Here is a 19,965-nt window from a genome sequence, read left to right as displayed (position 1 = left end):
GTCCGGTGACACCCGGAATCGACCTGTCTTTCGGTTCCGGGGCGGGGAATCACGCTTGACGGACTCGCGAGCTGACCGGGGGTGGGCTCAGCGTGCGTGTGCCCCGGTCGAACGAGGGGGGCTCGGCGTATGCGGGACGAGGCGGAACGGTTGCTGTCGGCGCTGCGGGCCCGGGTGGACCGCTGGGCGCGGGGCGCCGACCCTGCGGGGGTGCTCGACGAGCAGGCTTCACGGGATTGGGAACGTCTGATCGCGATCGCGCAGGCCGCCTGGCCCGGGGGACCGCCTGTTCGGGTGGTGGTCGTGTTCGCCGAGCTCCTCCGGTGCCGGTACTCCGTCGATCCGGAGAGGCGTATCGGCGATCTGTATGCCAGCACCGGTCTGTTCGCCCTGATCTATGCTCGCGACCCCGGGAGCGTGCCGGAGCAACTGCGCCCTTTCATGGCCACGAGTGTGATTGCCAGTTCCGACCCGGACGCATGGGGGCCACTGGCTGCGAGCGCGATCCTCGGACAGCCGGCTCCGCGGATTGCGGCGGACAGCCGGCCCACGTCGGCCGACGGAACGGACCGCGCCGCCTTCCTGTCCTGGTGCGGCAACCGCGCCGGGGAGTTGTTCGAGGAACTGCGTGTACGGACCGATCTCGACGACTCGGTCCGCCTCTGCCATGCCGCCGTCGAGGTCGCCGCTTCCGACCACCCACATCGGGCGGCGCTGCTGCAGAACCTCGCGGTCGCCCTGAAGACACGTGCGGACCACACACGATCCCTCGACGACCTGAGGCGCTCGATCGACGCAGGTCGAGAAGCTCTCGCCGCATGCGTCGACGACGTGGCCGTCCGGACGACGGTCCTGACGAGCCACGGCACCACCCTCCTGCACCACTTCGAGCGGACCGGGCGCCTCGACGACCTGCAGCAGGCCATCAGCCTCTTCGAGGAGGCCATCGACCTGCTGGCGGACGGCCCGCACAGGGCGAAGGCCCGTTCGTTGCTGTCCACCGCGCTGCTGCGGCGCTGTGAGACGACCGGGAACCCGGCTGATCTGGACCGCAGTGCCGTCCTGGGGCGCCAGGCCCTGGACGGACTGCCGGCGGACGACGGGGGCAGGCCAGCGGTGCAGACCAATCTCGGAGTCGTCCTGCGTACCCGCTACGAACGTTTCGGCAAACAGGACGACCTCCAGCAGGCGATCGAACTGCTCAGGGGCGCGATCGATGCCATGCCCGCCGACCATCCCGATCGCCCCGCAGCCCTCGCCGACCTGGGCAACGCCTACGTCAACCGGTCCGTGCAGCGGACCTCGGCCCAGGACCTCGACGAAGGCATCACGCTGCTTCGGGCGGCGGCTGATTCGGCGTCACCGGCGGACCGGGGGTGGTACTCCCGCCTCGGCCAGCTGGGAGGCGCTCTGTACCAGCGGTTCATCCGCCTGCAGGAACTGCAGGACATCGACGATGCGATCCACGCGCTGCAGTCAGCGGCCGGCACCGTGCCGAGCACACACATCGACCGGCGGCCCATCCTCAACACGCTGGGTTCGGCGCTGCAGGTCCGCTACACGGTGACCGAGGATCCCGAGGACCTTGAGCGGGCTCACCGGACTCTGCTGGAGTGCCTGCGCATCAGCCCGGTCGGCGGTCCCGACCACGCCGGTGTGCTGTCCAACCTCGCCTCGACGCTGTATCACCGCGCCGATCTCAGTGGCCGTCCCGAAGACCTCACCGAGGCGATCGACGCGGTCCGGACAGCGGTGGACACCATCGCACCCGAGAACCCTGCCCGGCCCTCCATGCTCGTCAAGTTGAGTCTTCTGCTGCGCTCCAGGTTCCATGCGGAAGACCGCGCCGATGATCTCGACCAGGCCGTCGACGCCGCCCTGGCAGCGCTGCGGGCGCCAGTCTCCGAACGGCCCGACCGCGCCTACGAGTCCATGGCAGCGGCCCATGCGCTCACCGACCGGTTCGCGCGGAACGCGACCGTCGCGGACGCGTTCTCCGCTGTCGAACTTCTCCGGGACGTCGCACGCGATGCGACGGCCGACGTGTACGCCCGGCTCAGCGCCGCCCGATCCGCCGGCGATCTCATCGCCCTCATCAACGGGCGACCAGGCGCGGCGGCGGACGACTACGACATGGTGGAACTGCTTCCGCTGCTCGCCTGGCACGGGCTCGGGCGGTCCTCCCGAGAACGTCTGCTGAGCCACTGGCCCCGGTTGGTCCGCGAGGCGACCGCGGCCAGTACCGACGCCCGCCGAATCCGGCGGGCCGTGGAGCAGCTGGAGCAGGGCCGCGCGGTGCTGTGGAGCCAACTCCTCGCCACGCGCGGTGACCTCACGAGGCTGTGGGCCGAGCACCCGGAACTGGCCGAACGGCTCGCGGGCATCCGCGAGGAGCTCGATCGGCCATCTCCCGCATGGTCCGAGCAGGAACCGGTCGTCCCGGTCCCTGCTTCTCATGCCCAACGCCCCGAGCCACCGCGCATCCTTCCCGACCCTCTCGGCCCAGGCCAGGCGGAGCCGGTCCCCGCCTCCTCGGCATCTGGGCCACGTCCCGCAGACGGAGAGCAGCTGCATGCCCTCACCGAGGCAGTCAACCGACGAGTGAGCGTCTACGTCACACGGCACGATCCGGGGCCGGTTCTCAGTGCGCGGGCGACCGAAGAGGCCCAGACGATCATGGAACTCGCGCGCGTGGCCGGTGGGGACCCCGTGGATGCCGTGGCGGCGCTGCACGCGGTCGCTTGGCTGCGCTGGCACCGGGGCCGGGAACTGCCCGAGGAGCAGGCCGCGAAGGAGACGATTGCGGCACTGGAACTGTTCGAGCATGTGTGGGGAGTGGGCCTGGAAGAGGTCGCTCCGAGTCTGGTGAGCGCCGAACTCGCCGCCCGGCCGAGGGAGTCCCGTCCTGAGACTGGTTCCGCGGATGCAGCCGCCGCTCCGGTCGTCCTGGGGATCGCGGAGCGGGCGCTGCGCACGCGGGATCGCGTCGGCCTGGCCCGGGCGGCCGCCGATCTCGGGCGGCTGGCCGGACACATCAGCGAGAACGACCCGTTCCGCCCTCTCTGTTCGGCTCACGCCAGCAGGGTGCACCTGTCCCGGTTCGGGGAGTCCCAGGAGGATGCGGATCTGGACGAGGCCATCCGGTGCGCCCGTGACGTGGTCGCCACCGGGCACAGCCCCGTCCTCAGGCTGATCGGACTGTCCGTCCTGGGCAACGCGCTCCTCGTCGGCTCGGAAGCAAGCGGCGCGTCCGCCGGCGACACCCGCGCCTTTGACGAGGCCGTGCCTCTCCTGCGCGAGGCCGTCGCACTCGCGGAGTCGGTCGAGGGCGATCAGCTTCGGAACAGGACAGAGCCCGAGGTGACGGCACACCGCGGACAGCGCCTGAGCTGTGTCCTGCACCTGGTACGCGCGCTGCTGGCGAGGTACCGCTCACGGGGCGCCGAGTCCGACCTCGATGAGGCGGTCGGTGTGTGTCTGACCATCTTCGGCCTGCTGACGCCCGACCGTCCGGACCATCCGGGAGCCCGGCACGTGGTCTCCTCGGTCCTGGAGGAGGTGAACAAGCGGTCGGACCGCCCGGACCGCATGGAGCAGGCCCTCCTGCTGTGCCAGGGACTGATCGCCCTGACCGGCATGCCGACGCCGTCCGAGACGACGACGGAGGGCGAGGCGGTGAGCGGCCCGGGGGCGGCGGGAGCGGGCCGAGCGCCCGCTGACGACGAGTCTCGCTGCTGGCCGCCGGACGACCTCCCGGCGGCTGCCACGTACGCGACCGACCTGGCCTTCGGGTCCGCGGCCGTCGCGGCGACCGTGGTCGACGACAGCGATGCCGATCGCTATCTGTCCACGGTCGGGCGGATCTGCCGGACCGGAGGGGTGGTGCTCGTACAGAAGCGCCCTGCTGTCCTGCGCGAAGAGGAAGAGGGCGGGGCGTCGGGTCCCCTGGACCTCGAAAGCCTCGTGGAGTCCGTGGGGGACTGCGCGGCCGTACCGCTGAGCGTCGTCGACGGCTTGGCCGCCGGCCTCGGCGTCCTGCCGGGCGGCGCGTTCTCCCCGCTGATCGGTGTCGCGGTCTTCCCATGCCTGCTCGCCGGTGTCGCCACCGTCCGCACCCTGCTGTCGGACAGCGGCGTGGTCGTCCCCGACACACTGATGCGGCGGTCAAGGCCGGTGCGCGCCGACTTTCGACAGTGGGCGCACCTGTGGGCGCCGGAGAACGGTGAGGAACCGGCCGCGAGCGTCATGGAACGACTGCGCCGGGGCGACGGACACGGCGTGCTCGCCTACGCGGTGGCCGAGCTGCTGGCGACCGGTCATCGCAACGGCGTCCTGCACGGCGACGCGCGCTGGGAGAGCTTCGGCTGGGTTCCGGAGCGTGGCAAGGCCGTCATCATCGAGCACGCCGCGCGCTTTCTGTGCAGGCCGCCGACACCAGCCCAATGCGCGACGGACCTGGCGCCCTTGCTCCCGTCGTTGTCGCCCTCGGCCTGGCGCGCGTTCCGGCTCGGCTACCTTCACCACTGGCCTGAGGGACGAAGCGTGATCGACCTCGTCGAGTACGGTGACACCACCGGGTGGGTGCGTGCGATGGCTCGGCAGGACATGCCCGCGGCCGCGACCCTGCTCGGCGAGGCGTTCGACCGGTGTCCGCCGAGCGACGAGGTCGGCCGGATGGTGATCACCGCGAATCTCGCGCAGGCTCGCAGCCGCATCGGCCTGCATGACCAGGCATGCGCCGGCGCCGAGGCCGCCTGGAAGGCCAGCCGGTCCCTGGCACCGGACTTCACCCCTCTGCTGGCCCTGCACGCGGGGCTGGTCAGGCTCCGAGCAGGTGACCGCGACGCGGCGACCCAGACGATGCTGGCCCTGACGATCGGCAGCAATCCACCCCACGTGTCGGAGCTGGCCATGCGCGTGATCCGGCACCTGTTCCCCGGCACCGGTGCCCCAGCGGCCCTCCCGGACGAGGGGGAACTGCCCTTCATCGCCAGAAAGGGCGACGGTCTCCTGCCCATGGCACCCTTCGGCCAGGGTGACCAGGAGGAACGGTGATCATGGCGCACCGCGCCGACGTCGTGGGCACCGTCGGGCTCGACCACGTCCCGCAGGCCCCTGCGGTCGTCGACCGCGCCTGAGCGGTGCGGAGCAAGGCGGGCAGACGGCGGCCGGACAGGCTCAGGTGTTCGCCCCGTGGGCCGACGGGGCGGTGCGGATGACGGCTTGGTCACCGTGCGGGCCGAACAGGTGCAGTATCTCCACGGCGTCCGTTCCGGCGGGACCGAACCAGTGCGGCTCGGTGGTGTCGAACTCGGCCACCTCGCCCGGCCGCAGGACGACCTCACGTGAGCCGAGGACGAGGCGGAGTTCACCGGCGAGCACGTACAGCCATTCGTAGCCGGAGTGAGTGACGAGCTTCGGTTCGCGGTGGGCGAGGACCTGCTTGAAGACCTGTACGCGGCCCGGGTACTGCGTCAGCGGTACGAGAACGCTGCCGCGTCCGCGGCTGCGGGGTTGCAGATGGACGCGTGGGTCCCCGGTGCTGGGAGCGGCCACGAGCTGGTCCAGAGCGACACGGTGGGCGCGGGCGAGCGGGATGAGCAGGTCCAGTGTCGGGCGCCGTCGGCCCGATTCCAGACGCGACAGGGTGCTCACCGAGATGCCGGTGTCGTCCGCGACCGCCTCCAGGGTGAGCCCGCGGTCACGCCGCAGCGTCCGCAGCCGTGGCCCGATGCCGTCGAGTATCTCCGCCAGTTCAGCGTCCATGACCGCCCGTCCGCGCCCCGTGCCGTTTTGCAGCCTTCGCAAAAAGTGTAGGCCGCCGCGCTTGCCGACCCCGAGCCTGAGCTCGCGAAAGATCCCGGCTCGATGGAAGGGGAGCCTCCGTGGCCACTACGACCCTGTCCGCCCCACCACCCTCGCTCGGCGCGCGTCGGCGCTGGACGGTGCTCGCCGTCTGTGCGCTGAGCCTGTTCCTCGTGGGAGTGGACACCACCATCGTCAACGTGGGCCTGCCCGAGATCGGGCACGGCCTCGGCGTCAGCACCCGGGGGCTCGAATGGGTCGTGGACGCCTACACCGTGGTCCTGGCGAGCCTCCTGATCGTGTCCGGCGCGCTCGCGGACCGGTTCGGACGGCGGCGGGTCTTCCAGTGCGGACTGGTCGTCTTCGGCCTGGCTTCACTGGCCTGCTCGCTGGCGCCCTCGCTCGGTGCTCTCGTCGCGGCGCGGGCCGTCCAGGGGATCGGGGCCTCGATGCTCAGTCCCGTGGCGCTGGCGATCGTGGTGAACGCGATGCCCGACCCACGGGAGCGGGCCCGGGCGATCGGTATCTGGGCGTCCGTGTTCGGACTCAGCATGGCCGCGGGCCCTGTCACCGGCGGAGCGCTCATCGCCGCGTTCGGCTGGCGGTCGGTGTTCTGGATCAATGTTCCGGTGGTGGTCACCGCGCTCGTCCTGGTCGCCGTCTTCGTACCCGAGTCACGCGGAGCGCGCGCCCGGCAGCTGGACCTGCGCGGGCAGGCACTGCTCACGGCGGCCCTGCTCCTCACCGTCGGCGTCCTCATCGAAGGCCCCCGCCTCGGCTGGGCCTCAACGGCGGTGCTCACCGGCTGTGCCCTGATCGCCGTCACCGTCGCCGCCTTCGCCCGGGTCGAACTCCGCCGGTCCGAACCCCTGATGGACCTCCGGCTCTTTCGCCGGCCGGCGTTCGCCACAGCGGTGCTGGGCGCGGCAGCGGTGTTCGTCGCGCTCAACGTCAGCCTGCTGCTCACCACGCTCTACCTCCAGCACGGCCGTGGCTGGACTGCGCTCGCAGCGGGCGCGGCGACCCTCCCCATGGCCGTCGGGGCCACTTTGTGCGCGCCTTGGTCCGGTGTCCTGGTAGGACGTATGGGGCCGCGCCGCCCGCTGCTCCTCGCCGGCGCCTTCATCGCCGCCGGGGGCTTGAGCCTGGTGGGCCTGAACCAGGACACCGGCGTGGTGCTGCTCGGATTCGCCTACCTGCTCATCGGCATCGGCTTCGGGTTCGCGAACGCCCCCCTCACCAACACCGCCGTCGGTGGACTCCCGCCGTCGAGAGCGGCAGTGGCCGGGGCGATCACTTCCACCGCACGACAACTCGGTTCGGCAGTCGGCATCGCCGTCGCCGGAGCTCTGGTCACGGGGGTCGCGCCGGCGGGGCTCGCACAGGCCTCCCGGGCGGGATGGCTGATCGTGACGGCGTGCGGACTGTTCCTGTTCGCCGTGGCATTCGCCGCGGCACGTACCCCGAGCGCCCCGCGGACCACGGCCGAGGCCAAGGCCGCGACCGCCACCACGACCACGACCACGACAGGCAGGGAGGACCCCGGGCGGTGACCGAGCGTCCCAGGTCGGCCCCCTCGGTCCTCGTGCGCGCGATTCCGCACCCGCGCTACGTCTGGCTGTGAGCGATGAGTTCGGGCGGCCGATCGGGTCTGCCTTGGTATGACTCGCATCATCGCTGACATCTCGGTCTCTCTCGACGGCTTCGTCACCGGGCCCGACCCCGGCCCGGACAACGGTCTGGGCACCGGCGGCGAGGCCCTGCACACGTGGGCGTTCTCCGACGACCCCGACGACCGCCGGGTCCTGCGTGAGGGGACCGCCCGCTCCGGCGCTGTCGTCCTCGGCCGCCGCCTCTTCGACATCGTCGACGGGCCGCAAGGCTGGGACGACACGACCGGCTACGGCGCCGGCGAGGTCGGCAAGCCCGCGTTCTTCGTCGTCACGAGTTCGCCGCCGGAGTCGGTGCGGACGGCCGGCCTCGACTGGACGTTCGTCACCACCGGTCTGCCCGACGCCGTCACCGCCGCACGCGAGCGGGCCGAGGCGGCGTCGTCCGACAGCGGCGAGGACCTCGACGTCATCCTCATGGGCGGCGGCGCCACGATCGGCTCGGCGCTGGAGGCCGGGCTCGTCGACGCGCTGACGTTGCACCTCGCGCCCGTCGTGCTGGGGACCGGGACACCGCTGTTCACCGGTGAAACGCCACGCACGCTGGTGCAGCGCGAGGTGGTCCCGACATCGACCGCGACGCACCTGACCTACGACGTCGTCCGGTGACCCCGATGACCACCGTCAACGCCCATGGAATCGCCTTGGGCATCGAGTCGTTCGGTGACGGCGACGCGCCGCTCGTCCTGCTCGCGGGCGGGACGACGATGCTCTCCTGGCCCGACGCGCTGTGCGAGCGCCTCGCCGCCGGCGGGCGCCGTGTGGTGCGCTACGACCTGCGCGACAGCGGGGAATCGACGACCACGTATCCCCAGGCGCCCGCCTACACGCTGCGCGACCTCGCCGCCGACGCGGCGGCCCTCGTCGACGTGCTCGGCGGAGGGCCTGCGCACCTCGCGGGGATCGGCGTCGGCGGGATGGTCGCCCAGGTGGCCGCGCTCGACCATCCGGGCGCGTTCTCGGCGCTCACCCTGGTGGGCACCCGGCCGGTTGCCCCGGGCCCGCCCGACGATGACCTTCCCGACCATGACAAGGCGACGATGAGCCGACTGTTCGCGCGCCCGATGCCCGACTGGACCGACCGCGAGGAGGTTGCCCGGTTCGTCGCCGCCGGCGCGGACATCCTCGGCGACGACCCGGTCGCCGCGCACGCGACCGCCGCGCGTATCTGGGACCGCACGCCCGGCACCGCTCCCCCGGTCCAGATGGCCAACCAGTTGGGCATGGTGTTCGCCGCGCTCGACTGCACACCCCGCTGGCGCGAGCGCCTGCCCGAGATCGAGGTCCCCGCACTCGTCGTCCACGGCCGCCGCAACCGGTTCTTCCCCGTCGGCAACGGCGAGGCGATCGCACGCGAGATCCCCGGGGCACGCCTGCTCGTCCTGCGGGAGGCCGCCACTGCGATCCCCGATACGGAGGTCGGTGAGGTCACCGAGGCGATGCTCGCACTCGGGTAGAGGACGGCGCGTGTCGCCCGGGTCCGGCCTCCAGGCGGCTGTGGACGTCCGAGGCCCGATCCGGCCGCGCGTCTTCGATCGGCACGACTGCGGCGGCGCCCTCGGGCGGCGCCCAGCGGCGATCCCGCAGCGTCTCGATGACGGAGCCCTCGGACGGCAGCAGCCTCCCGTGCAGCCACTCCTCGACGGCCTCGCCGACCTGCCAGGTGCCCGGTTCGCCCTCCACCCGCCGGCACAAGTCGCCCTCTTCACTTGGTAGGTGCGCGTCGAGCCGTGGAGATCGGACGTGAGCCTTCAAGCATGCTTCGACCTGCTCGGGCAAGAAGGTCCACGGCAACGACACCGACGGGCCGGGTTAAGCTCCCTGGCTGGGAAGAGGCCGCCCGGCCCCGCGTGCGGGGAACAGACGGTCGGGGACTATCGATGGGACCGCGCGTGAGTGTGGCGCACGAGGGTGGGGGGCCCGCTCCGGTACCGGGCGGCGCCGTACTGGAGGTGAGACCGTTGCGGGGCCGTCCCGGAATTCGTGTCAGTGGCGAGATCAGCGCGCTCACACTCCCGTCCTGGGAGGAGGCGTTGACCGAGCTGGCCCGGCGGCACACTGACGTGTCCTACATGGAGTTGTCAGAGGTCGCCTTCGTCGACGTCGCGGGGGTGTCCGCGTTCGCGGTCACGGCCATGAATCTGTCGGACGGACGGATCGTGGTCGAGGAGCCGCCTCCCCATCTGCTCCGGGTGCTGGATTTGTTCTGGCCGAGTCTGCCGGGGATCGAGGTGGCGCCGCGATGAGTACAGGGACCGTCGACGATGTGTTCTCCCACCCCGCGCTGTTCTACCGCACCGAACTGGAGTACGCCGAGCAGACGGTGTCCTTCGTGCGCGAGGGCCTGGTCGCGGGTGAGCCGGTGGCGGTGGCAGTGCCCGGACCCAATCTGAAGATTCTGCAAGCCGCACTGGGTGCGGACGCCCAGGACGTCTTGTTCCTGGACATGACCGAGGAGGGCCGCAATCCGGGGCGCATCATCCCCCGCGTGCTCAGAGGGTTCGCCGACGCCCATCCGCAGGGGCGTGTGCGGATCATCGGAGAGCCGATCTGGGCCGGGCGCAGCCGAGTGGAGTACCCGGCGTGTGCGCAGCACGAGGCGTTGATCAACGCGGCCTTCGTGGGGCGGGCGGTGACGATCCTGTGTCCGTACGACGAGTCCCGGCTGGACGCGGACGTGGTGGCCGACGCGCGTCTCACTCATCCGACGGTCATCGAAGGGGGCGTAGAGGCCGCCAGTGAGGGCTACGACTGGCAGGCAGTCGTAGCCCGCTACAACGAGGAACTCGTGCCGGCCGCGGACGCAGCCGCCTTCTCCTACTGCTCGGGCGAGCTTTCCGCCGTCCGCCACTTCGCCGTCGAGCAGGCCGCACGGCTGGGTCTCGCCGGGCAGCGGCTGCAGGACGCGGAGCTGGCGGTCGCGGAGCTGACGACCAACAGCGTCCGCCACGGTGGCGGACACGGGACCCTGCGGGTCTGGGGCGAGGCAGGACAGGTCGTGTGCGAGGTCCGCGACAGCGGGCGCTTGACCGACCCCCTCGCGGGCCGCAGGCCGCCGGAACCCGGGCAGATCGGCGGCCGGGGCTTGCTGCTGGTCAACTATGTGGCCGACCTCGTGCGGGTGCAGACGACGGACCACGGCACGGTCGTCCGTTTCTACCTGGCTCCATGAAGCTTCTGCCCGGCCCTGTGAAGCGCCCGTGGCCGGTGGCCGTCCCGTGCGGCGGCCACCTCGACCGGAGTCGCCTGCGCAGGTCGAGCGGACACCGGAGCCGAAGCCGACGCCGAAGCCCAAGCCGTCGCGGCCTCACGTGGACGCAAGATTGAAATGCGCAGGCATGGTCGGTGGGAGTCCGGGTAAGCGCGCTTCGTCGCTTCACGTGGCGACAGAGCAGGTCAGGCGGACATATGGGGAGGGAACGGACGTGACGGTGGTGACGGTGTCGAAGACGGGGTCCGTCCAGAGCACGGCTGCGTCGTTGCCGGAGGTCGCCGAGCCGGCGAAGATCGCGCCCAGGGACGCACGGGAACTGTCGAAGCTGTTCCTTCAGCAGCTGGCGGTGCTGGAAGAGGGCACGCAGGAGTACCAGTACGCGCGCAACACGCTCATCGAGATGAACATGTCCCTCGTGCGCTACGCCGCCGGAAGGTTCCGCAACCGGAGCGCGGACGAGCTGGAGGACATCGTCCAGGTGGGCATGATCGGCCTGATCAAGGCGATCGACCGGTTCGAGCTCTCCCGCGAGGTGGAGTTCACCTCGTTCGCCATCCCTTACATCGTCGGGGAGATCAAGCGGTTCTTCCGCGACACCTCCTGGGCCGTGCACGTCCCCCGCCGCCTGCAGGAGGCCCGGGTCGAACTCGCCCGCGCCACGGAGGAACTCAGCTCACGGCTGGGCCGCACCCCCACCGTCGCCGAGCTGTCCCAGCTGATGAACCTCTCGGAGGAGGAGGTCCTGGAGGCTCGGGTGGCCGCCAACGGCTACAACTCGGCCTCCTTGGACGCCACCATCGGCGGCGACGCGGACGGGGAGATGGTGCTGGCGGATTTCATCGGGGCCGATGACGCGGCGATGGGCCTGGTGGAGGACTTCCACGCGCTGGCCCCCATGATCGCGGAACTGGATGAGCGTGACCGGCGGATCATCCATATGCGGTTCGTGGAGGAACGCACCCAGGCCGAGATCGGCGAACTCCTGGGCATCTCCCAGATGCACGTCTCCCGTCTGCTCTCGCGCACCTTGGCCCGGTTGCGCAAGGGCATGCTCACCACTGACTGAGCCGTTGGGCCGGCAGGCGCCGGAACTCGCCCGGCGCCGCCGCCGTCCCATCCGTCGAGGGCCGACAGCGGTCGACAGAGGGGGCCGCAGCCGAAGCTCCGCCGCCTTCCGCCCGGTGAGCGTCCGTGCCAGGGGCGGCACCACGGAGCGCAGCCCTTCCCAAACCGGGCGTTGCGGTCCACAGTGAAAGCGGTACTACTCCGCACAGGAGGCGGTCATGCTTCTCATCGGCATCGTCCTGCTTGTCGTCGGATTCGTCACCGGCATATCGATCCTGTGGACGATCGGCCTCATCCTCGCGGTCGTCGGCGCGGTCCTGTGGATCATGGGCTCCATGGGGCATGCGGTCGCAGGCCGCCGACACTACTGGTGACCTGGGCCCACGGGCCGGGGTGACCTGGGCCCACGGGCCGGAGCGCACCGTCGTTCCGCATGGTCACCGCATGCCGACGGTGTGACGGAGCAACACGTCCCGATTTCCCGACCCGGCCACGCCCCACGAGTGACACCCGCCCTCCCCCGGTTGCCACTCCCCACGAGCGCGCCGGGAGCCATGAGGTTGGGGGGCGTCGGCTGCCGCTGGTGACAGCGGCGTCCTGTCATGCCTCCAAGGGATCGTCGGGCAGGGCGATACGGACTGTGATCCGTTTGCCGACCGGCTCTCGCTGGACCTCGAAGCCGTGTGCGACGGCCATGACGATCTCCAGGCCGTGCTGGCCGACTCTCCCCGGGTCGGCAGCCCGGGCCACCGGGAGTACGGGATCGCTGTCCCATACGACCACTTCCAGCATCCCGCCGGAGATGCGCAGTTCCATCAGCACCGGCCCGGGAGCGTACTTGCGCGCGTTGGTGACCAGTTCGCTGACCACCAGCTGGGTCAGGTCCATCGCGCGTGTGGACATCAACAGGCCGTGCTCAGCCCCCGCACGAGTGAGGAAGTCAACCGCACGGTGCCGTGCCTGAGCGATGCAGGATCCATCGCCGTCCAGCACGACGGTGTCCTGGACCGAAGCGGTGCCGGGCAACGCGCTGCCCTCCCCTCGACGGCCGATTCCGCCTGATTCATCGCCGTTTCCCCCGTTCACACGCTTGCGCGTACCCCGCACCACGCCTCACATGCTCCTGAATCCAGCCGGAAAGTCTCACGACTGTTCGCCGTGGCATCGGGGCAGGCTGCCGAAGTACGTCCTGCACGGAGCCCGAGCACCGATCAGCGAGCGCAGTCGAAGGAACAGCGGTGACCAACGCCCACGGAGCAGCCCGGTCCGGCCGGCTGTCGATCGACCACACCACCGTCGACGGCATCCGGGTGTTCACCCTGCGCGGGGAGATCGACCACACCGCCAAGGACGAGCTCAGCGAGGCTCTGCTGCCCGACGGGGACACCACGGCCCGGACCGTGGTCGACCTCAGCGGCGTGACCTTTCTGGACTCCAGCGGCATCAACATCCTCATCGCCGTCCATCAGAGAATGAGTGACGCGCAGGGGTGGCTGCGAATCGCCGGTGCCACGGATCCGGTGTTGCGGGTCCTGCAGCTTGTCGGCCTCGACGAGATCATCTCCTGCCATCCCACCGTCGAGCGGGCCCTGACCGACTGAACTCAGCGCGCGCCGGGTGCACCAGCGGATCGAGCCGTGGCTGCCCGCCGGGACGCCGGGTGACACCGTCCCGGCCCGCAACGACCGCCGACGGCCCCGGCGGGGGCATGGCGCGCACCTGCTGAGCGCGCCAGGCAAGGTGGCAGGGCCCCGGGGCCGCATCCCCCGGCCACCGCTCACTGCGTCGAACCGTCGGCATAGGTGATCTCAGGCTCCGGCGGCGCCTCGGAGCCGGTCAGGGCGGCGCAGGTGCGCGCGAGGGTCAGCACCGAGGTCTCCTCGGTGGTCACGCAGGCCAGGAGTCGGCTCGCCGCCATGCCCGTCGGTGAGGAGGCGCCGTCCGCCCACCGCTTGCTGGTCTCGACCCGCTGCCTGGTCATCGTGATCGTGCAGGTACGCGACCGGGGGCCCTCGTCGCAGCCGTACCAGTAGGGCGTCTTGTGTGCCCGGTAGTACGGGTTGTTCTGCTCGGCCAGGTCGCCCATCGGGTTGGGGTTGGGCCCGCTGACGGCGGCCCGCAGAGTGATGCGATCGCCTTCACGCATCGTGAAGCGGCACTCCCGATCCGTGGTCGCGTTGGTCGCCGCGGCGCAGCGCACCGGTGTGCCCGTCACGTTCACCGCCCAGCCGGTGAAGAGCCCGACCGTGAAGGGGTGTTCCGGGCGTGCGGACGTTTCCGGTGCACCGGGCGTGCTGGGCACCGTCACCTTGCGGGCTTCGTACTCCTTCGGCAGCATCAGTTTCCGTAGTACTGGGGCGAGTGCGGCGGATGTGCTCGCAAAGCGTGGCGCGGGGGCGCCCACGGCGGCCGCGAGTCGGCTGAGGTCGGCCCGCTCACCGGCGGGCACCTTGTAGCCGACGAACCTGAACTCCAGCTCAAGACCGGCGGACTTCGCCTTGTCGTGCGCCTCCCTGAGGACGGCACGCTGATCGGACGTGCAGGCATCCCTGCCGCTGCTCGTGACCACGAGGATGCGGTTGCTCTTCTCCCCCCGGAACGGGTAGAGACCGTCGAAGTCCTGGATCACCGCGGCGATTCCGCTGCCCAGCGTCGCCTGTCCGCCGGGCGTCAGCCGACGGACGGAGTCGGCGATCTCGCGTCCCTGGCCGGTACCGCTCCCGACGATCTGCGATGTGTTCCCGGGAGCGCCGCAGTCGCCTCCGAACCGGCGCAACGACAGAGCGTCGCCCTCCCCCGAATTCTGGGCAGCCGAACCTACGGCGCCGGCCACGGCGGCGAAGTCCGCTCCCCGGCGTGCCGCGGAGGCAGGCACGGGGACGGACGCGTCCACGAGGAACGCGGTGCGGTGGTCCGGCACGGAGCGGTACACGAAGAACACGGCGGCCGCCACGAGCAGCGCGAACACCGCGATCAGCGATGTGATCACCTTGCGTCGCCGGGAGGTTCGCGGTGCCGCGGCCCCCACGGGCGCCCCGGCACCACCGGCAGCGACCGTCTCCACGACCCTGCCGGCCTCCGCGCCCTCCGCGCCCTGTGCGTCCTGGGCAGGCCCCCGGCCCGTCATGAGGCGACCGGGGATTCGGCGCGCAGCTTGGCGAGTGCCGTGTTCAAGGCTTCGACCTCCGTGTTGTAGGCGTCAGCGGCCTTCCGGTAGGCCGCCCTCGGGCCCGAACTCCCCGCGGGTGCGGACCGTTCGGCGTCCAGCAGTTCACCGGCGGCCGCGATGACACGCCGTTGCCGGTCGCGAAGTCGTGCGGCGCGCTCGTGAATGTCGCGTTCGGTCGGGTTCTTGGTACGGCCGGCCAGGTCCTCGAAGACCGCGCTGACCCGGGCGTCCGCCCCACGAGCCGTACGCAGGTGCTCATCGGCGGCGTCGAACCGGCCGTCGTCGATCGCCCGCACGGCCGCGTCGACTTGTTCGACGGCGGGATTGAGCGCGTCGACGACCTTCCGGGCACCGAGAAGGACCGGTTCGTCGTTGGCGTACCAGTCCACCGCGGCCTCCAGCTCCCTCGGTGTGTCGGCCAGCACCGGATCCGGGGCTCCGGTGCCCGCAGCGATCCGGCGCAGCCGGTCACGCTGTGCTTCTGGTACCTGATAGCCGATCATGCGGAACTCCAGGCGCAACCCTGCCGCACGGATCCGGTCCCGGATCTCCTTCTCCACGAAGGCGATGTCGTCGTCACAGGCGTCCGCCCCGTGACGCGTGATGACGATGACGCGGTTCATCTGGGTGGCAGCGAGGTCGAAGGGCCGGGAGAAGTCCTGCACCGCCTCCACGATGCCGCGCACCAGGGTGGGCTCCCCGGCCGCGCGGATGCCGTCGGTGGCACGGACGAGTTCCTGCCGGTTGTCGGTCGCGAAGTCGGCCAGGCGCCGAGTGTTGTCGCTCTGCCCGCACGCACCGCCGAAGGCGCGCAAGGCGAGCGCGTCATGGTCCCCGGAGTTGCCCACCGTCGTCCGCACAGCGGCGGCGACGTCAGACGCTCCGCGGGGGTCCGCGCCCTTCGCCGCGTCCACGAGGAACTGCGTGCGGTAGGTGGGGGCGATCTCCGGAACGACCCACCGCGAGTAGATCGACCACCCGCCGGCGATGACGGCCAGGCAGAGGAGTACGGCCAGGAGCACCTGGACGCCGCGCGGCAGTTGCACGAGGTACTTGATGAAAGTGTTGCGCTGGCGTATGCGGCCGGTACCGACGATCACGCCTTGAGCGCCGCGCAGGTCGAGGGGCCGCTGCCCGTCCGGATCCGGCTGGAGGTCCTGGTCGCCGACGGTCCGGCGGCTCATGCGGCCGTCACCCGGAGAAGTGGTTGGTCTGCCGGGCATGGTCGCCCGCAATGAATCCCTGAGCGTGGCGGGCATCGACGTGGAGGGTCCGCTGGTCGGCCTGTACGCCGGGATGGGTCAGTACGAGGACCGCCCGCGCGGCGTCGGCCAGCTCCGGGTCGCGGTCGGCATGCGCCGCGACCAGCGCACGCACCAGCCCTTCATGGTGGCCGACCGGGTTGGTGAGGTAGGCGTCCAGCACCTCCGCACGCTCCTGTTGCCCCTCCGGGCCGTCTTCGCCGCCCGAGAGCTTCCGGCGCACCGCGCCGCACAGCGCCTGGTAGGAACCCTGGACCGCGCTGGACGCCGCACCGGATATGCCCGCGACCCCGCCCGCCACGAGTGCGGTGGTGACCAGAGTGACAGGGTCCATGAGCAGACTTCCTTCCCCACGACAGCCGGGCGCGTGGAAGGACGCGCCGAACGCTCACGGTAGGAAGACCGGGCTCTCCATGGGCTGCTTTTGCAATACTTACCGATATAGATACTGAATTACAGACAAGACGATCGCTTCTATGCAATACATGTCGTGATCATCGATACTTGCGGCCTACAGGGCTACAGGGGAGGCCTGCCGTGCGTCGTCGAGCGAGTCGCATGGCCGTGACGCCGACGGCGCCGACGGGGGGTGACAACCAGGCCCATGGAGCTGGGGATTTGGCCCCGGCGGCGGTAGCAGCACAACAGGGTGAGTGCCGCGCCGCTACTGCCAGGGGCCCGCGGACGGAACTGTGGTCTGATTCCTGCTCATAGGCCGGCATGCCTCGTGTCAGCCATGGCCAGGAACCGACGCCGTGCGCCTCGGTGCCCCTGAGGCAAGAGAGTCAGGTCCCTTCGCTCCGCCGCGCGAGGGAGAGTGCCGAAACGGAGCTCATCCCAGGGACTGCCACTCCTGCCACCAAGGGGAGTGACAACCCCACACCGTCACGTCTCCTCCTGACTTGTCCAGGCACATGGCCAGCGGGCCGCCGTGCGTGTCCGGCCTCTGGGTGACGATGCTGCTCCAGCCGTTGCCTTCGTCGCCGAAGCGCCATAATGAGGTGCGTGGGTCGTTACAGTCGTCCTGCACCACGTTGGACCCGTAGCCGTCGCTGCCCGACCATTGCACGGACAGGCATTTGCCGGTGTGAGCAACTCGCAGCTTGGACTGGCCGTTCGAAACCGGCTCGGGGGACCAGCGTTGATTGTCGGCGTTGACGCACCGCCAGATCTTGACCTCCGCGCCGTTGTAGGTCGCCGCACCTGTCACGTCCAGGCACTCTTTACTCTGATGGTTCATGATCTGGTGGTAGCCGGGGAGGATCCCGGCCGATGCCGGCGGCGCACCGGTGACCAGGATCGCGGTGGTCGCGACAGCACCGGCTGCCGCCAGGCCGGTGAGCCTGGTCGCTTCCCGGTTCTTGCGGTGCTTTCCGCCTTCGGGTGTTGAGCAGCGGACACCTTGTCGCCTCATGTGTCACTCCTTCTGGGATCGGGACGGCGAGGCCGCCGTCTGCCAGAAGACTTGCGGTTCCCGTGCAACGCTGCCATCGGAAGAATTCCCGATGCCGCCACAGGCACGGGCCAGTCAGGGCGACGCTCCGCCAAAAAAAGGGGGGAGCGGGCACCTGCGCCTATCACCGTGCGAGCCGGCCCTTGCCTACGCCCGTCTCACCTGCACAGGCCCAGGTTCCGGGCAACCAGGACAGTGGTCAGCCGGTCTTTGGTGCCCAATTTGCGGTAGATCCTCTCCAGGTGGGTGTTGACCGTGCGGGTCGAAATACCCAGACGGCGAGCGATGGCAGCGGCGGTCAGTCCCTCGGCCAGGAGCGCGAGCACGGTCAGTTCGCGTGGCGTGATGCCGATCTCTGCGGCACGGTGCCGCGGGTCGGGTTCAGCACCGTCTGTACCGTGATCGTGACGCAGTCGCCGAATTTCCCGGAGGTGGCTGTCCACACCATGAAGCAGGGGCTGAATGCCTGCGGCGAGAGCCACCTCGCGCGCGCTGAAGTTCTGTCCGGGCCGCCCCATGATGAAGCCGCGCACCACATTACTCGTCGTCAGCAGGGGAAGGGCCATCTGCCGCGTGGTCCCGAATATCTCATGCGCCTCGTTGTAGCAGTCCGACCTCAACCACTCTGAACGCTCGGCTACTTCGTCCACGGTGATCGGAGCACGCTGCCCGCTGGAGGTGTAGAGGAACAGCGGGTGTTCCTGCCGCATCCGCCTTCCAACGAGGTCGGCAAGCGGAGTGCCGCCCACCCACTCGGGCGCCCACCCCTCAGCCCGCCCCGTTCTCTCCCGCCAGCGCAACTCGACGAAGATGGTGGTGGTGGCATGCAGTATCTCCAGTACTTCCTGCCCCACCATGTGCCACATGGCCTCAGGGTCCTTGCTCTCCAGGACCGCGACCGCCAGATCGAGCATCCGTCGGTACTCGCGCTGTGAGAAGTCCGCCACAGCGGCAGCATCCACCGCGCGACAGATCCTTCGCCAGACCGACAACTCGCCACCATGGCCACGGCAGAGGCGAGCCATGTTCAGGACCTGTGGATCGAGTTCGGGGAGCATGCGCGATTTCCCGGATCCACCCGGTCCTGCTGACGGGGCCGGAGTCCTGCGACATCCAGAGCTCCCGCCCCTGCAGAGCCCCGAGCCGCACGGGACCGCCGAAGGTGCTCTCGTTCGAGCGGGTCAGGCTCTCGACGTACACGTGCCCGTCCCTCACCGGCGTCGCATCGGTTGCCATGGCTGCGACGGCGATTCGCCCTGCCCGCACATCGGTGATCACGACACGTCCGTGCGGACCATCAGTTGTCGTCCGGTACTTGGCGAGCGCCTCGGCTTATGAGGCGTCCTCCCGCATCGTCCCTCGGCGCCCGCTTCAGCGTGCGAGAGACGCGGCATCCCCCATGACGACCACCGGGTGCAGGGCGGGATCGAGGGTGCGCAGCAGCTCCCTCATGTGCCGCTTCGCCACGCTCACGCAGCCTTGCGTCGGCCCACCGTGGTCGACGTGCAGCCAGATGCCGCCGCCCTTGTCCGCGCCGAGCGGGCGGGTCCAGTCGAGGGGTGAGGTGCCGGGCCGGCGGTTGTAGTTGATCGCCACGACATAGTCGAAGGACCCCGCGAGCGGCTCGCCTTCGAAGCCCGTGCCGTTGATGGTGAATCCGCGCCCTTGGTCGTACGGCAGCCTGGTCCCGGGATCGGCGAGCAGCCCGCCGGCGTCGGTGAGCGCGAACACGCCGATGGGCGAGCGGAGATCACCGACACGGTGGTCGTCGGTCCAGCCTCTGAGTGCGTTGTGGGCCGGCCAGGTGGCTCCCGGTTCCCAGCCCGCCTCCGTGTGCCGATACAGCACCACCTGCGACGTCGAGGAGTTCTTGTCCCGGCCGGTGACAAGGACGACCTGGCGTGCGCTGTCGGGGATTTGGGCCAGCGTCCGGGGCCCGAGGCCCGGCAGCCGCGCGGGGCCGGCGCTGTCCGAGGGCGCCGGCCCGGGCCTGGCCCGGGCCGTACGGGAGACGACGGACTCGGTGGCCGGTCCCGGTCCCTCCTGCGTGCGGGCGGCCGCCGACCGGTCGGCGTGGGCCGTCCTGCCACCCGCCCCCGCTCCGCCACATCCGGCGAGCATGAGGACCAGGGCCAGGCCGGCGGCCGCCGGTATCCCGAAACGACGCGTTGATGAAGCCATGATCGTCATGCTGGAGGAGGCGTGTGAGGAACTCGTCAGCTTCGGACCGAGGATCCGGAGCGCCGGCCGGCCGGCACGCTTGTCAGGAAGTCGTCAGGGTGTGGGAAGCCCCGCAATGGCTCCTGGAGAGCGGCCACGCGCGCTTA

17 protein-coding genes are annotated in these 19,965 nt (G+C 70.4%); 9 read left to right on the top strand and 8 right to left on the bottom strand.

All coding sequences use genetic code 11. The features are described 5' to 3' along the window. The first annotated feature begins 129 nt into the window (after positions 1 to 129). Positions 130 to 5,055 carry a hypothetical protein gene (locus ACFYNL_RS35735; RefSeq protein WP_388811265.1) on the top strand — a complete coding sequence of 1,642 codons (4,926 nt, stop codon included), beginning with the start codon at positions 130 to 132 and terminating at the stop codon, positions 5,053 to 5,055. Between the two features lie 123 nt (positions 5,056 to 5,178). Here ACFYNL_RS35735 and ACFYNL_RS35730 read toward each other — a convergent pair whose 3' ends face one another. Beyond that, complete coding sequence (locus tag ACFYNL_RS35730) at positions 5,179 to 5,766, bottom strand: helix-turn-helix domain-containing protein (RefSeq protein WP_388811262.1); 588 nt, start codon at positions 5,764 to 5,766, stop codon at positions 5,179 to 5,181. Between the two features lie 119 nt (positions 5,767 to 5,885). Here ACFYNL_RS35730 and ACFYNL_RS35725 point away from each other — a divergent pair, with 119 nt between their 5' ends. From ACFYNL_RS35725 to ACFYNL_RS35695, 7 genes are all read left to right on the top strand, one after another. Next, positions 5,886 to 7,358 carry an MFS transporter gene (locus ACFYNL_RS35725; protein WP_388811259.1) on the top strand — a complete coding sequence of 491 codons (1,473 nt, stop codon included), beginning with the start codon at positions 5,886 to 5,888 and terminating at the stop codon, positions 7,356 to 7,358. 108 nt (positions 7,359 to 7,466) lie between these two features. After that, positions 7,467 to 8,084, top strand: a complete 618-nt coding sequence (locus ACFYNL_RS35720; protein ID WP_388811256.1) for a dihydrofolate reductase family protein — start codon at positions 7,467 to 7,469, stop codon at positions 8,082 to 8,084. 5 nt (positions 8,085 to 8,089) lie between these two features. Further along, a complete protein-coding gene (locus ACFYNL_RS35715; RefSeq protein ID WP_388811254.1) occupies positions 8,090 to 8,932 on the top strand; it encodes an alpha/beta fold hydrolase in 843 nt (280 codons plus the stop codon). A gap of 300 nt (positions 8,933 to 9,232) precedes the next feature. Further along, positions 9,233 to 9,721 carry an STAS domain-containing protein gene (locus ACFYNL_RS35710; protein ID WP_388811705.1) on the top strand — a complete coding sequence of 163 codons (489 nt, stop codon included), beginning with the start codon at positions 9,233 to 9,235 and terminating at the stop codon, positions 9,719 to 9,721. Further along, the gene (locus tag ACFYNL_RS35705; protein WP_388811251.1) at positions 9,718 to 10,647 is read left to right on the top strand and encodes an anti-sigma factor RsbA family regulatory protein; all 930 of its coding nucleotides are present in this window, start codon (positions 9,718 to 9,720) and stop codon (positions 10,645 to 10,647) included. The genes ACFYNL_RS35710 and ACFYNL_RS35705 overlap by 4 nt, the downstream gene beginning before the upstream one ends. 253 nt (positions 10,648 to 10,900) lie before the next feature. Next, positions 10,901 to 11,755 carry an RNA polymerase sigma factor SigF gene (locus tag ACFYNL_RS35700; RefSeq protein WP_388811248.1) on the top strand — a complete coding sequence of 285 codons (855 nt, stop codon included), beginning with the start codon at positions 10,901 to 10,903 and terminating at the stop codon, positions 11,753 to 11,755. Positions 11,756 to 11,972: 217 nt separating this feature from the next. Continuing rightward, complete coding sequence (locus ACFYNL_RS35695) at positions 11,973 to 12,128, top strand: DUF6131 family protein (protein WP_388811245.1); 156 nt, start codon at positions 11,973 to 11,975, stop codon at positions 12,126 to 12,128. Between the two features lie 226 nt (positions 12,129 to 12,354). Here the strand turns inward: ACFYNL_RS35695 and ACFYNL_RS35690 are convergent, their stop codons facing one another. Next, positions 12,355 to 12,807, bottom strand: a complete 453-nt coding sequence (locus ACFYNL_RS35690) for an ATP-binding protein (RefSeq protein WP_388811702.1) — start codon at positions 12,805 to 12,807, stop codon at positions 12,355 to 12,357. 185 nt (positions 12,808 to 12,992) lie between these two features. Between ACFYNL_RS35690 and ACFYNL_RS35685 the strand changes: the two genes are divergently transcribed. Beyond that, a complete protein-coding gene (locus tag ACFYNL_RS35685) occupies positions 12,993 to 13,355 on the top strand; it encodes an STAS domain-containing protein (protein WP_388811242.1) in 363 nt (120 codons plus the stop codon). A gap of 176 nt (positions 13,356 to 13,531) precedes the next feature. Here the strand turns inward: ACFYNL_RS35685 and ACFYNL_RS35680 are convergent, their stop codons facing one another. The 6 genes from ACFYNL_RS35680 to ACFYNL_RS35655 all read right to left on the bottom strand — a co-directional run bounded on the left by ACFYNL_RS35680 (position 13,532) and on the right by ACFYNL_RS35655 (position 19,819). Beyond that, positions 13,532 to 14,881 carry a hypothetical protein gene (locus ACFYNL_RS35680; RefSeq protein ID WP_388811239.1) on the bottom strand — a complete coding sequence of 450 codons (1,350 nt, stop codon included), beginning with the start codon at positions 14,879 to 14,881 and terminating at the stop codon, positions 13,532 to 13,534. Continuing rightward, entirely contained in the window at positions 14,878 to 16,107 is a 1,230-nt protein-coding gene (locus ACFYNL_RS35675) for a hypothetical protein (RefSeq protein ID WP_388811236.1), read from the bottom strand. Before ACFYNL_RS35675 ends, ACFYNL_RS35680 begins: the two co-directional genes overlap by 4 nt. A 7-nt stretch (positions 16,108 to 16,114) precedes the next feature. Next, on the bottom strand, positions 16,115 to 16,519 hold the full coding sequence (locus tag ACFYNL_RS35670; RefSeq protein WP_388811233.1) for a hypothetical protein: 405 nt from the start codon (positions 16,517 to 16,519) through the stop codon (positions 16,115 to 16,117). 498 nt (positions 16,520 to 17,017) lie between these two features. Further along, positions 17,018 to 17,599: an RICIN domain-containing protein gene (locus tag ACFYNL_RS35665; RefSeq protein WP_388811231.1), complete on the bottom strand. Its 582-nt coding sequence runs from the start codon at positions 17,597 to 17,599 to the stop codon at positions 17,018 to 17,020. A 197-nt stretch (positions 17,600 to 17,796) separates the two neighbouring features. Beyond that, positions 17,797 to 18,696: a response regulator transcription factor gene (locus ACFYNL_RS35660; protein WP_388811229.1), complete on the bottom strand. Its 900-nt coding sequence runs from the start codon at positions 18,694 to 18,696 to the stop codon at positions 17,797 to 17,799. A gap of 313 nt (positions 18,697 to 19,009) precedes the next feature. Beyond that, positions 19,010 to 19,819 carry a hypothetical protein gene (locus tag ACFYNL_RS35655; protein ID WP_388811226.1) on the bottom strand — a complete coding sequence of 270 codons (810 nt, stop codon included), beginning with the start codon at positions 19,817 to 19,819 and terminating at the stop codon, positions 19,010 to 19,012. Positions 19,820 to 19,965: the final 146 nt, after the last annotated feature.

Source organism: Streptomyces sp. NPDC007808 (genome assembly GCF_042868655.1).
In the GTDB taxonomy this organism is placed as follows: Bacteria; Actinomycetota; Actinomycetes; order Streptomycetales; family Streptomycetaceae; genus Streptomyces.
Note: the sequence above shows the minus strand (reverse complement) of the source record. Positions and strands in the feature narration are given on the sequence as shown.